12 protein-coding genes and 1 pseudogene are annotated in these 11,903 nt (G+C 74.7%); 9 read left to right on the top strand and 4 right to left on the bottom strand.

The features are described 5' to 3' along the window. Window position 1 precedes the first annotated feature (1 nt). Window positions 2-661 carry a hypothetical protein gene (locus tag BLU95_RS31935; protein ID WP_159425069.1) on the bottom strand — a complete coding sequence of 220 codons (660 nt, stop codon included), beginning with the start codon at window positions 659-661 and terminating at the stop codon, window positions 2-4. 497 nt (window positions 662-1,158) lie between these two features. Further along, window positions 1,159-1,523 (bottom strand): annotated as a pseudogene (locus BLU95_RS31940) (hypothetical protein). A gap of 142 nt (window positions 1,524-1,665) precedes the next feature. Here BLU95_RS31940 and BLU95_RS31945 point away from each other — a divergent pair. The 5 genes from BLU95_RS31945 (at window position 1,666) to BLU95_RS31965 (ending at window position 4,926) form a co-directional block, all read left to right on the top strand. Next, a complete protein-coding gene (locus tag BLU95_RS31945) occupies window positions 1,666-2,025 on the top strand; it encodes a hypothetical protein (protein WP_093863028.1) in 360 nt (119 codons plus the stop codon). Continuing rightward, window positions 2,022-2,921 (top strand): hypothetical protein, encoded by a 900-nt coding sequence (locus BLU95_RS31950; RefSeq protein WP_231977929.1) that lies wholly within the window; start codon window positions 2,022-2,024, stop codon window positions 2,919-2,921. Before BLU95_RS31945 ends, BLU95_RS31950 begins: the two co-directional genes overlap by 4 nt. A 178-nt stretch (window positions 2,922-3,099) precedes the next feature. Next, window positions 3,100-3,489 carry a roadblock/LC7 domain-containing protein gene (locus tag BLU95_RS31955; RefSeq protein WP_093863029.1) on the top strand — a complete coding sequence of 130 codons (390 nt, stop codon included), beginning with the start codon at window positions 3,100-3,102 and terminating at the stop codon, window positions 3,487-3,489. Window positions 3,490-3,745: 256 nt separating this feature from the next. Beyond that, window positions 3,746-4,429, top strand: a complete 684-nt coding sequence (locus BLU95_RS31960) for an RNA polymerase sigma factor (RefSeq protein ID WP_093863030.1) — start codon at window positions 3,746-3,748, stop codon at window positions 4,427-4,429. After that, window positions 4,426-4,926 (top strand): transmembrane transport protein, encoded by a 501-nt coding sequence (locus BLU95_RS31965; protein ID WP_093863031.1) that lies wholly within the window; start codon window positions 4,426-4,428, stop codon window positions 4,924-4,926. The genes BLU95_RS31960 and BLU95_RS31965 overlap by 4 nt, the downstream gene beginning before the upstream one ends. A gap of 7 nt (window positions 4,927-4,933) precedes the next feature. Here BLU95_RS31965 and BLU95_RS31970 read toward each other — a convergent pair whose 3' ends face one another. Then, a complete protein-coding gene (locus BLU95_RS31970; protein WP_093863032.1) occupies window positions 4,934-5,584 on the bottom strand; it encodes an SDR family NAD(P)-dependent oxidoreductase in 651 nt (216 codons plus the stop codon). A 900-nt stretch (window positions 5,585-6,484) separates the two neighbouring features. On the opposite strand from BLU95_RS31970, the gene BLU95_RS31975 reads away from it, so the two are divergent. The 3 genes from BLU95_RS31975 to BLU95_RS31990 all read left to right on the top strand — a co-directional run bounded on the left by BLU95_RS31975 (window position 6,485) and on the right by BLU95_RS31990 (window position 10,337). After that, a complete protein-coding gene (locus BLU95_RS31975) occupies window positions 6,485-7,726 on the top strand; it encodes a cytochrome P450 (RefSeq protein ID WP_093863033.1) in 1,242 nt (413 codons plus the stop codon). 33 nt (window positions 7,727-7,759) lie between these two features. Next, a complete protein-coding gene (locus tag BLU95_RS31980) occupies window positions 7,760-8,158 on the top strand; it encodes a nuclear transport factor 2 family protein (RefSeq protein WP_093863034.1) in 399 nt (132 codons plus the stop codon). Window positions 8,159-8,336: 178 nt separating this feature from the next. Next, window positions 8,337-10,337, top strand: a complete 2,001-nt coding sequence (locus BLU95_RS31990; protein WP_093863036.1) for an ATP-binding protein — start codon at window positions 8,337-8,339, stop codon at window positions 10,335-10,337. 96 nt (window positions 10,338-10,433) lie between these two features. Here BLU95_RS31990 and BLU95_RS31995 read toward each other — a convergent pair whose 3' ends face one another. Next, window positions 10,434-11,315 carry an alpha/beta fold hydrolase gene (locus BLU95_RS31995; protein WP_093863037.1) on the bottom strand — a complete coding sequence of 294 codons (882 nt, stop codon included), beginning with the start codon at window positions 11,313-11,315 and terminating at the stop codon, window positions 10,434-10,436. Window positions 11,316-11,514: 199 nt separating this feature from the next. Between BLU95_RS31995 and BLU95_RS32000 the strand changes: the two genes are divergently transcribed. Then, complete coding sequence (locus BLU95_RS32000) at window positions 11,515-11,874, top strand: winged helix-turn-helix transcriptional regulator (RefSeq protein WP_231978891.1); 360 nt, start codon at window positions 11,515-11,517, stop codon at window positions 11,872-11,874. The last annotated feature ends 29 nt before the right edge of the window (window positions 11,875-11,903 follow it).

Raw genomic sequence — 11,903 nt, forward strand, 5'->3', positions numbered from 1 at the left:
CTCAGGCGAACGTGGCTGCGGTGGCGATCAGTGCGATCCAGCCGGCGAGCGGGATGCCCAAGGTGGCCGCGAACGGCAGCGGCCCCTGCAGCAGCACGGAGGCGCCGATGAAGGAGAGCAGGCCGATGCCGGGTCCGGAGCCCAGGCCGGCGTCACGGTTGCGCGACCGGGCCAGGCCGTTCACCGTCAGGGCCGACCCCACCGTGACCAGGGCGGCCACCCCGAGAGCGGGCAGGTGGGGGTCCCGGAAGGTGTCGGCACGGTGCCCGCGGTAGGAGATCTCGACCGCTCGTGCGCGGAAGACCGTCACCCGCACGCTCGTACCGATCTGCACGTCGTCGTAGAAGTCCTGGTCGACGCTGTACATGCCCGCGGATGCGGTTTCGCGCGCCACGGTGAGCCAGTGGTCGCCGTTGTCCTTCCGCGCCGTCACCCTGCCGGTCTCGTAGCGGTTGCAGTCCGGCCCCGGCTCGGCGGCCGCGTCGCAGACCGGGGCGGTCCGGTAGCCGTGCATCTCGTCGTGGACGTCGAGGAACAGTCCGAAGCCGAGCACGGTGACGGCCAGCCCCGCCAGCACGAGGAGCCCCTGGACCAGGAGGGCGCCCGTCGGCAGGGAGGCCCGCGCCCGCCGGTTGCCGCCGGACGCCCCCGGATCCCTCATCCACGTCTCCATCGCCGCCCCCACGATCGCGCCCCGGCACCGCCCCGGTGCCCAGTAGGGATGCTGCCGGAGCCGCCGGTCGCCGGGGAGCAACTCGGCGTCGTTGTGACGGAGTTGTGGACGTTCGGCGGTGCGGGCGGGACACGGCGGCGAGATGTGCCGGTCCGGGGAGCTGCGCCGCTCGGTCACTCCGCGAAGCCGATCAATTGCCCGGCGAATTCCTGGCCGTCCGTCCGCCGCTCGGAGTGGAACGTCGACGGCGCCGACTTTCCACTCCGCCGGCCGGCGCGACCGGATGCCGCGAGAATGACGCCCAGTCACCGAAGGATTACGAAATTCGATGATTGAGGTGTACCTGCGGCTATTCGCGGACCAATTCCTACGGCCGTGGCGCCGTGGCCGGTTCATCACGCTTCGCGTTCGTCCGGCGCGGAATTCCGGAACGGCGGAACGACGCCGGACCGGGGAGCGGATCGGGGAGCGGACCGGGTGACCGCTCAGACCTGGAGCGAGGTCTCTATGCGCTTGAGGCTGTGCCGGGCGAGCGCGAGGTTGGCGCGCGAGCGGTCCAGTGCCAGGTAGAGGAAGAGCGAGCCGTGGCTGCTCGTGAGCGGGCGGATCAGGTGGTACTGGCCGCCCAGGGTGATCAGGATGTCCTCGATGACGTCGTCGATCGACAGCGCGGCCAGCGCCCGCACCTTGGCCCGCACGACCTCGGTGTTGACGGCCGCCGCGACCTCCAGGTCGAGCTCCGGCCCCCGCCGAGGAAACCGAGTGACATACCGCTCTCGTGATCGGCCACGGCGACGCCGATCGCGCCCTCGATGGCCATCGCGTCCTTGAGTGCGTCGTCAATGTTCATGCGCTGTTCGTCCTTTGCGTAACTGCGGGGCAGAACTCCCGTGTGCGGGAACAAAGTAGCAAGAAGTCCCCCGCATCGGCCCCGTCGCGGAAATGATGGAATAAAGTACGCTGCCAACAGTTCAGAACACGAAGGGGTACCGGTGCGCGCACTCGAAGCCTCCCTCTCCGGTGTGCTCGGCTCCACCGGCGTGCTCGGCGCCGCGCTCGTCGACGCCGCCACCGGCCTCACCTACGGGGCGGTCGGCGACCAACGGCTGTTCGGCCCCGGGGCCGAACTGGCGGAGCTGGCCGCCCTGATCGGCGACCGGCTGTGCGAGGCCGGGGCCGACGGGGAGCTGGAGAGCGTCGTCGTCACCAGCACCCGGCACCACGAGGTGGTCCAGGTGCTGCCCCGTCAGGGCGATCCGCTGCTGCTGGCCACCGTGCTGGACCGGACGCGGGTCAACCTGGCACTGGCGCTGCGCCAGACCGCGGACGGCGCACGGGGCTTTGTGTCATGAGTCCGGACCTCCACGCACACGCTCACGACCGTGCCCACGCCCACGACCGCGCCCACTCCGGCCGGCGTCCGGCCGTCCGCAATGTGCCCGCGCACCTGCTGGCACTGCGGGACCAGGACTTCACCGGCTCGGTCGTCGTCTCCAGCGCACCCGGCGGCACCATCCACCTGGAGCACGGTCTGATCACGGCGATCGAGACCCCCGGCGCCCCGACCGCCGAGACGCTGTTGCTGAAGTCGGGGCGCATCGGCCAGGCGGACTGGGCGGCGGCGGAGACGACCGCCTCCTCCGTCGGCGCCGGCGACCTCGGCGCGGCCCTGGTCGCGCAGGGCTCGATCGGCGCCGCCGAACTCGAAGCGGTCTGCGCCTCCGCCGTCTTCGACGGTGCCTTCGCGCTGGTGCTGAGCCCGCCCGGGGCCTGGGAGACCGTCGCAGCCGCCCCGCCCGCCGGGCTCGCGCTGCGGTCCGGGATCGAGCCGAAGCGGCTCTTCGAGGAGACCGCCCGCCGGACGGCGCTGCTGACCCGTGCCTGGGGCCCGCCCGGCGAACTGGCCCGCACCCGGATCCGGCCCACCGCAGTGCCGGCAGGGGTTGTCGTCCGGATGCCGGCCCGCCACCGGGAGATCCTGGCCGCCGCGACCGGCCGCCGCACCGCGCGCGACATCGGCTTCGCACTGGGGCGGGGCGTGTTCGCGGTGCTGCTCGACCTCGTCCGGATGGACGCCCGGCAGCTGCTCCACCGGGAACCGGCCGACACCGTCCCGATGGCGCCGAGCGTCGCCCCCCGGACAGCGCCGGGCGAACCGCTCCCGGCCGACACCGGACAGCCCCTGCCGCGCCGCGTCCCCGGCGCACGGACCCCGGGCGGAGCGGGCTCGCCGGGCGCTCCGCAATGACCCGGCCGCCCATGACGACCGCGACGCGCACGACGACAGTGACGACCGCGACGGCAGTGACGACCGCGCCGGCAGTGACGACCGCGACGAGCACGACGACAGCGATGACAGTGACGAGCACGACGGCAGTGACGACAGCGATGACAGCGATGACAGTGACGACCGAGAAGAGCGCACCATGAGCAGCCAGACGCCGACCGCCGTGCTGGTCGACGAGTTGAAGTCCCTTCGTGAGCGGGTCATGGGCATCTCGGAGAGTGTCGTCTCCACCGCCGACGGCCTGCTGGTGGCCGCCGACACGGCCGCCGTCCACCCCGAGTCGGCCGCGGCCCTGTCGGCGGCGATGCTCGGTCTCGGCCGCCGCACCGCCGCCGAGGTCGGCGTGGGCGGGCTGCGGGAGGTGGTCACCCGCTGCGACGGCGGCTACGTCGTGGTGCTGGCGATCGGGGACCGGGCGCTGCTGATGATCCTGGGCGACGAGGGCCTCGACCTCGCCGGACTGCACCGCGAGTCGCCCGCCACGGTCCGACGGCTGGCCGAGCTGCTGGGCATGGTCCCGGTGGGCTGAGTCGCCGGCCCTCCGCCGCCGGGTCTCCACCTCTGCGCCTTCCTCCTCCGTGCCTGCGCGGGCGGCCGCCCGGTACCTGCAGACGCGCTGCGCCCGGCCGGAAGCATCCCGCCGGGCGTTCGCGCGCTGTGCCACCCCGGCCCGTGACGCCGCCTCCGCCCGCCGCGCCCGCCCGCGCTTCCGCGAACCTTTCCGCCGGAATCGCCGACTGTCCTGGTGAGGCGGACGGACCGGGAAGAAGGAGAGGGGAGGCGCGATGGGCGGCGAAGACGCCAGTGGAGACGCCGGCGGAGATGCCTGTGGAGCAGGCGGCGGCGACCGGCGGCGCGACGCGCTGTTGGTGGTGCGCTGCCAGCTGGGCGAACGGGACGCGTTCGGCGAGCTGGTCGACGTCTGGCACGCGCCGCTCCGGCGCTACCTGCGGGGTGTGTCCGGCGGTTCCCCGCACCTCGCCGACGACCTCGCTCAGGAGACATGGGTCGCCGTGGTGCGCGGGTTGCCCGGGCTCCGGCAGCCGGAGCGGTTCGCGCCCTGGCTGTTCACCATCGCCCGGCGCACGCTCACCAATCACCTCCGGCAGGAGTACCAGGCACTGGAGACCGCCGCACGGCCGTGGGCCACCTGGACCGGGGCCGGCGCCGGCGCTGGGGCCACCGGTCCCGGTGCCGCGGCGGATGCCGAAGCGGAGCTCAGGGCCGGGACCGGTGCCGGTGCCGACCAGCTGCTCGACGACGTCCTCACCACCATGCAGGTGGAGGCAGGACTCGTCGACCTCCCGCCGCAGGAGCGTGAGGTACTCATCCTCTTCCACCTGGAGGACCTGCCGCTGGCCGTGTGCGCCGACGTCCTCGGCGTTCCCACCGGCACCGTCAAGAGCAGACTGCACCGGGCCCGCCGCATGCTGCGGAGCGCCCTCGTCGAAAAGGGGTACGGAGCATGAGCGAGCGGAACACCGCCACCGGACGGGCCGGTGTGCCGGAGGGCCTGGCACGCGCGCTCGCGGCCGAGGTCTCCCTGGCCGCCCGGGTGCGGAGCCTGGCCGTGGGCCTGGCGGGCGGCGGCGCGGCGGCCCTGGTCGCGGTGCTGTGGGCCACCGAGCCGCAGCCGTTGCCGGTCCGCACCCGGATCGCGTTCGCCGGACTGATCGCCCTCGGCCTCGCCTGGGCGGCCTTCGCCACCTGGACGCTGACCAGGAAGCGGCCGCTGTACGCCCGGGACCGGGTGCTGGCCGGCCGGCTCGCGCTGGCGGCGGCCACGGCGACCGCCGGAGCGGGGACGGTGCTGGCCGTGCTCCGCGGCACCCCGGTGGAGGTGCTGGTCACGGCCGTGACCGGCCTCGTCCTCGTCGCCGCCGCCGGGCTCGCGCTGCGGCGCGCGCGAGCCCGCCACCGCGAACTGCTGCGCCTGCGCGATGCCTTGCGGCCGGAGACCTCGTGATCCGGTGTCAGCCCCCGTGGACCACCTCCTGCTCCCAGGCCCCGCGCGGCTGGGTGTGCAGCCGCCAGTAGTGCTCCGCGATGTCGTCCGGGTCGAAGGCGGTGCCGGGGGCGACCGCGCCGGCCACCGTCACACTGGCGGCGTGCACGCCCGCCGCGCCGTACGTCCGGTCGAGCAGCGTGACGAGCGTGCGCACGCCCGCCTTGCCGAGGGACAGGCTGACGTACTCCGGTACGGGCTCGGGCATGCCGCCCGTCAGCAGCACGGTGCCCCGCCCGCGCTCCGCCATCCCCGGCGCGACATGCGCGGCGGCGGTCAGCGCGCCCACCACATTGACCGCCCAGGCGTCCAACTGGTCACGGGCGGAGGACTCCCCGACGGCGTCCGGCCGGATCAGCGCCGCGTTGTAGACCAGGACGTCGGGCTGCCCCAGCTCCTCCGCCAGCCCGTCGAGCGCGGACCTCAGCGCCACCTCGTCCGTGCTGTCGGCGGTGCGCACCGCGACCTTGCCGCCCGTCCGCCGCACGGCCCCGGCCACCGCCTCGGCCGTCGCCCCGCTCCGCGCGACCAGGCCGACCGGCAGGCCCTCCCGCGCGAACCGCAGCGCCACCGCCTGTCCGATCCCCGGCCCCGCTCCCACGATCACTGCTCCGGCCATGCTGTCTCTCCCCGTTCGTACGATCCTTGACCTCGCCAACACCCGGGCTTCACAGGCACATTCCCGTGCCCCAGTAGTTCACTCGTGCGAGTGGTCCGGCCCGCCGCGGGAACCTTCCGGACCGCGGTCGGTGCAGGTGGCAGCGCTGCCGTGCCCGGCTGTCCACCGCCGCCCACTGCCGCCCACGACTGTCCGCAGATGTCCGGACCTGTCCGTCCTGGGCGGCCGAGCAGGTCTCCCGCCCTCCGGGAACGGGCCCGGCACGAACCATCCTTGGCGCCGAAACCCGCAGGTCGCGCCGCTCGGGCTTCGGGTTATAGTGCCCACGTCAACGCCCGGGGGAGGGCCGGCCACGGGCTGCCGTCCCCGCGGCGGACCCGACGGACCGCCCCGGGGCCGTCCCTGACAGCCCGGGGCCGCCGCGGTACCGCCCCGGGACCGCCCCGAGACAGGAACCGACCACGTTGCCCCGAGAGCGAGTTGCCGGAACGGCCGCGACACGGAGCCCGGCGCTCCGGTGCCGGGTCGCGCCGTGCGGAGCCCCGGGCCGTCGTCCGCGTCCTCCCGCCGCCTCCGGCCGGCCCGGCCGCCGGAGATCCTCGTTCCCCCTGACCCCGGCCTGAGCGCCCCGCCGTCGGCCCCGCGCACGGCCCTCGGCCCCGCGCTCGCCGTCGGCCCGGAGCGTCGCCGCTTCCCCGTGCCGACCGTTCACGTCAACCGAGCACCCGTCACCCGAGCGCACGTCACCCGAGCACCCGTCACCCGAGTACTCGTCATCAGGGCATCGAACGAATCGAGTTCGCGTCCCCCCAGCCCGCGCCACCGGCGCCCCGCGCCGCCCGAGCACCTCGTCGTCCCCGCGCCCCCGGGCGCCCGCCCCCGAGAGGCCCGCCCCACCCCATGGCCGAGACCCGCTTCAGCATCCTGTCCGAGGAGTTCGCCGCCGCACCCGAGCGGCACTTCGGCCGGCTGCGCGAGCACGCGCCGGTGCACCACGAGCCGGCCGTCGACGCCTGGTTCCTCTCCCGCCACCGCGACGTCCGCCGGGTGCTGACCGACCACGAGGCGTTCACCACCGAGACGCTGCAGGTCCGTGCCGAGCCGGTGATGCGCGGCCCGGTGCTGGCGCAGATGACGGGGGCGGAGCACACCGCGAAGCGGCGGATCGTCGTGCGGGCGTTCACCGGCCCGGCGCTCCAGGAGCAGGTGCGCACCTTCCGCGCCAACGCCGTCGAACTCCTCGAGCCCCTGCTCGCCCGGGGCCGGATGGACCTCGTCAACGACTTCGGCAAGCCCTTCGCCGTCCGGGCCGCGCTGGACGTCCTCGGCCTGGACCGGGAGGACTGGCGGCGGGTCGCCGGATGGGTGGCCGGGGTCGGCGAGTTCGTCACCGCCGTCACCCTCACCGAGGAACGCCGCCGGGTCTGCCTGGAACTCGCCGGGGAGCTGGAGGCCCACCTCACCCCGATCGTCGAACGGCGCCGCCGCCACCCCGGCGCGGACCTGATATCCGCGCTCTGCGCGGCCGAGTTCGACGGCGTGGCGATGAGCACCCGCGAGGTGGTCGCGCTGATCGTGAACGTCCTGGTGGCCGCCGTCGAGCCCGCAGACAAGACCCTCGGCCTCCTCCTCAAGCACCTGATCGACCACCCGGAGCAGCTCGCGGACGTACGCCGGGACCCGTCGCTGCTGCCCGCCGCCATCGCCGAGACCCTGCGGTTCACCCCGCCCGTCCAGCTGGTGCCCAGGCAGGCCGAGCGGGACACCGGGTTCGCCGGCACCGTCGTCCCGGCCGGTGCCACCGTCTTCTGCATGATCGGCGCCGCCAACCGCGACCCCGAGGCCTTCACCGACCCGGACCGCTTCGACCTGCACCGCCCCGACCTCGGCGCCGCCCGCTCGTTCACCGCCGCCGCCCAGCACCTGGCCTTCGGCACCGGCCTGCACCAGTGCGTCGGCGCGGCCTTCGCCCGCGCGGAGATCGAGACGGTGGCCGCGCTGCTGCTGCCGCTGCTGGACGAGGTCCGTCCCACCCCCGGCTCCGGCTACCGGGAGAGCGGCCTCTACACCCGGGGCCCCGTCGCGCTGTCCCTGGACTTCACCCCCGTCCGCGGCCCGGCTGCCCTCCCGAACCACCACTGATCCCGCTCCCGACCCTCCTGGAGGACGACCGCCATGACCACCACCGACATCGGCCGGGCGCTCGACGACCTGCTGTTCGCCCCGGACCCGGACCTCCCGCTCGACGAAGCGGTGGCCCGGCACTTCACCCCCGACTACCGCCAGCGCACCAACGGGGTGTGGAGCGACCGGGCGGGCTTCGTCGAGCACATCGCCAAGCTGCGCTCCCTGGTGCGCGAGGGCCGGGTCGAGGTGCACGACGAACTCCGCGACGGCACCCGCTACGCCGACCGCCACACCGTCACCGTCACCAGGAACGACGGCCGCACCTCCCGCATCGAGGTGTACCTGTTCGCCGAACTCGCCGCCGACGGGCGGTTCGAGCGGGTCGAGGAGACCACGCTGCTCCTCGCCGGGGACGAGGACGACCGCGACCTGGGATCGATCAGGTGAGCCCGCGCGGATCGGACCACGCGGACGGGGCGCGGGGCCGCGTCACGGCGGCGGGCCCCGTCACGCCGGCGGGCCCCGTCACGAAAGCGGCCGTCACGAAAGCGGCCGTCACGACAGCGGCCGTCACGACGGCGGCCGCCGCGACCCGGCGCCGGCACGAGGGGAGGGGAGCCGTCATATGGCCTCCGTCAAGCAGAGACTGAGCAGCGCGCGGACCCAGGCCTTCGTCGGCCGCGAGGAGGAGTTCGACGGCTTCGCCCGGGCACTGGCCGGCGACCCGCGGGCGCCGTTCGCGTTCTACCTGCTCGGCCCGGGCGGCATCGGCAAGTCGACCCTGCTGCGCCGCCTCGCCGACCACGCCAGGTCGACCGGCCGGCTGCTGCTGGAGCTGGACGGCCGCTTCGTCGGCCGCGACCCGGCCGACTTCGAACGCGCCGCCGCGCCGTTCCTCGACGTCCCCGGCACGGTCCTGTTCGTCGATTCCTTCGAGCACTGCCAGTGGCTGGAGGGCTGGTTGTGGCAGCGCTTCCTGCCCCGCGCCGCCGACGACACCCTGGTGGTACTGGCCGGGCGCCTCGCCCCGCAGCCCCAGTGGACCGCCGACCCCGCCTGGTCCGGGCTGCTCCGGGTGCTCGAACTCGGCCCCTTCTCCGAGACGCAGGCCCGCAGCCTGCTGGGCGCCGCCCGGGTGCCGCCCCAACTGCGCGAACGCGTCCTGCGGTTCGCCGGCGGCAACCCGCTGGCGCTCTCCCTCGCGGCCGCCGCCGGCGAGGACGACTGGAGCCGCGAGGGCGTCTGGGCGCCCTCCGCCGACGTTCTGCGCACCCTGCTGTCCGGCCTGGTCGGCGAGGTGCCGACGGCCGCCCACCGGCGGGCCCTGGAAGTGGCGGCGCAGGCCTACTCGACCTCCGAGGAACTGCTCGCCGCCGTCCTGCCCGACGAGGACGCCCACCGGCTCTTCGGCTGGCTCCGGAGCCTGCCGTTCATGGAGTCCGGCCACCGCGGCCTGTACCCGCACGACGCCGCCCGCGAGACCCTCGCCGCCGACCTCCGCTGGCGGGCCCCCAACGCCTTCGCCGAGGTGCGCCGACGGCTGGCCGAGGAGTACCTGCGGCTGCTGCGCGAGGCCCCCGAGGAACAGGTCTGGACCGTCACCGACGAGCTCTTCCACCTGTTCCGGGACGGCGAGCTGGTGGCCCGGCTGCGCACCTGGTCGCGCGAGGACGAGGTGCACGACCGGCCGCTGCACCCCGACGACCTCGACACGGTGCTCCGGATGGCCACCGAGACCGAGGGGCCGGAGTCCGCCGGACTGGTCCGCTACTGGGCGCGGCGCCAGCCCGAGGCGTTCAGCGTCTACCGGCTGGTGAGCACGGGCCGGGTGGTGGCGTTCACGGCCCGGCTCGCCCTCTCCGCGCCCGCCGACCCCGAGGACCTCGCCACCGACCCGGTGGTGGCCGCCGCCTGGGCGTACACCGAGGCCACCGCGCCGGTACGGCCCGGCGAGCACATCGGCGTCAGCCGCTTCACCGTCTACCCCGAGCGCTACCAGGTGCCCTCGCGGGTGATCGACCTCAGCTCCTCCCGGGCCCAGGCCGAGTCCGCCCGCGCCCGGGCCCGCGCCTACGGCTTCGCGGTCTGGCGCGACGCCGACACCTGGGCCGCCCGGGTCAGGGGCAGCCTCACCGACACCGGTGCCCGGCCCCGCGTCGGCGCGCACAGCTACGGCGTGTTCGGCGTCGACTGGCGGCAGGTGCCGGTCGAGACCTGGCTGCGCCACCTCATGACGTCGACGCCCGTGCCGGTCCGTGCCGGGCTGTCCGGGGTCTCCAGGACGGCCTTCGACCAGGCGGTCCGGGAGGCGTTCACGCACTGGCGCGACCCGGGCGCGTTCGCCGTCTGCGCCCTGCTGCGCACCCGGCTCGCGGCCGACCTGGAGGATCCGGTCGAGGAGTTGCGGGGCCTGCTGCGGCAGGCCGTGGAGGACCTCGCCCAGGACCCGCGCGGCGCCCGTGCCCGCGAGGCCCTGACGGCCGGCTACTTCTCCGGCGCGCCGACCCAGGAGGGCGCGGCCCGCCGGCTGGGCCTGCCGTACGGGACGTACCGGCGGCATCTGCGGCAGGGGCTCGACCTGCTGTGCGAGGCGCTGTGGCAGCAGGAGCTGCACGGCTCGCGCTGAGCGGGGTGCGGGTGCGGCCACCGACCCCCGTGCCTCCGGGCGCGGGGGTCCTCGGCGTCCCCTCCCGCGTCACCGGTCCCACCGGCCGCACGGTCGTTACGCGCCGCGCCCGCCGGGGACGGACGCCGCACGGTCGTCACCCGTCGTGCCCGCCAGGAACGGACGCAGCAGCGCGAGCAGGGCGTCCGGCCGGTGCAGCGGGACGATGTGGCCGCAGTCCTCGACGAGGTGTCCGGTGAGATCGTCGGTGACCGGGCGGAGCTGGCGTTCCAGGGCCGCGCCGACCGGCCGGGCGCCCACTGCCATCGTCGGCACCGTCAGACGGGCCGAAGTGACCGCCCGCCCGATCTGCGCCGCGCTCTCGGGCAGTGCCCGGTAGTACGAGAACGCGCGGCCCAACGCCGGGCGCCCGGTGTACGCGCGGACGAAGGCGTCCCGGAGGGCGGGGCGCACCCCGTCGCCGAGCGTGCCGGCATTCAGGAACCAGTCGACGTAGGCGGCCTCGTGGCCCTCCAGCACGGTCTCGGCCAGGCCGGGCGCGGCGGCGTGGAAGCCGAACCACCACGGCGGCCCGTCGGCCAGGAAGTCCTCCGCCCCGGGCAGCCCGCCCAGAACGGCTTCCACGAGGACCAGGCGCCGGACCGGGCCGGGGCGGCGCATGGCGAGGAGGAAGGCCGGCGCGGCACCCGCGTCGATGCCCACCACCGCGGCCGAGGACACGCCGAGCGCGGTGAGGAGCGCCGCGGCGTCCTCGGCCAGGGTGGCCGCGTCGTACCCGGTGGCGGTCCCGCCGCTCGCGCCCAACCCGCGCAGGTCCGGGGCGATGACGCGGTAGTGGTCGGACAGACCGGCCATGACGTCCGTCCACAGCTCCCAGGTGTGCGGGAACCCGTGCAGCAGCAGGACGGCCGGGCCTGATCCGGCGAGGGCGACGTTCAGTTCGACACCGTTGACGGGGAGGCGCCGCAGCTCGGGCACGGTGAGGCTCCAAAGGCGTGGTGAGGAATGGTGACCACCTCACGCTAGGGAACTACGGTGGTGCCTCCAAGACGGCACTTCCCCTTCAGGTGGTGAGCCCCGAGTGACCACATCGACGCCCGGCGAGCCCGGCCGACAGTCCGGCGAACGGGGCCGACAGCCCGGTGGCCCCGGCCGACAGCCCGGCGAACGGGGCGATCTGCTGAATCCGCTCTGCCCGACCCGCCGACTGCTCGACCGCATCGGCACCAAGTGGACGTCGATGGCGGTCAAGGTGCTGGCCGAGGAGGCCCCGGACGAACTCCGCTTCGCGGAACTGCGGCGCCGGATCCCCGGCATCTCCCAGAAGATGCTGTCCGTCACCCTGCAGAGCCTCGTTCGCGACGGCCTGGTCGCCCGCCGGGTGGAACCCACCGTCCCACCCGCCGTCCACTACCGCCTCACCGACCTCGGCCTCTCCCTCGAGGGCCCGCTCTCCGCCCTGCGCCACTGGGCCGAGACGCACATGTCCCTGATCGACCACCACAACCGCCTCGCCGACGGGCCGTCCTCCGCCTAGGGCCGTCCGTCGGCGAGGCGGTCGTGGTG

The sequence above is a fragment of the Streptomyces sp. TLI_053 genome, assembly GCF_900105395.1.
Taxonomy (GTDB): domain Bacteria; phylum Actinomycetota; class Actinomycetes; order Streptomycetales; family Streptomycetaceae; genus Kitasatospora.

What these genes read in the sequence shown, in the direction of transcription:
- BLU95_RS31935 (WP_159425069.1), bottom strand. Translation starts at nt 661, where the DNA reads ATGAGGGATCCGGGGGCGTCCGGCGGCAACCGGCGGGCGCGGGCCTCC.
- BLU95_RS31950 (WP_231977929.1), top strand. Translation starts at nt 2,022, where the DNA reads ATGAGTCCGGACCTCCACGCACACGCTCACGACCGTGCCCACGCCCAC.
- BLU95_RS31955 (WP_093863029.1), top strand. Translation starts at nt 3,100, where the DNA reads ATGAGCAGCCAGACGCCGACCGCCGTGCTGGTCGACGAGTTGAAGTCC.
- BLU95_RS31960 (WP_093863030.1), top strand. Translation starts at nt 3,746, where the DNA reads ATGGGCGGCGAAGACGCCAGTGGAGACGCCGGCGGAGATGCCTGTGGA.
- BLU95_RS31965 (WP_093863031.1), top strand. Translation starts at nt 4,426, where the DNA reads ATGAGCGAGCGGAACACCGCCACCGGACGGGCCGGTGTGCCGGAGGGC.
- BLU95_RS31970 (WP_093863032.1), bottom strand. Translation starts at nt 5,584, where the DNA reads ATGGCCGGAGCAGTGATCGTGGGAGCGGGGCCGGGGATCGGACAGGCG.
- BLU95_RS31975 (WP_093863033.1), top strand. Translation starts at nt 6,485, where the DNA reads ATGGCCGAGACCCGCTTCAGCATCCTGTCCGAGGAGTTCGCCGCCGCA.
- BLU95_RS31980 (WP_093863034.1), top strand. Translation starts at nt 7,760, where the DNA reads ATGACCACCACCGACATCGGCCGGGCGCTCGACGACCTGCTGTTCGCC.
- BLU95_RS31990 (WP_093863036.1), top strand. Translation starts at nt 8,337, where the DNA reads ATGGCCTCCGTCAAGCAGAGACTGAGCAGCGCGCGGACCCAGGCCTTC.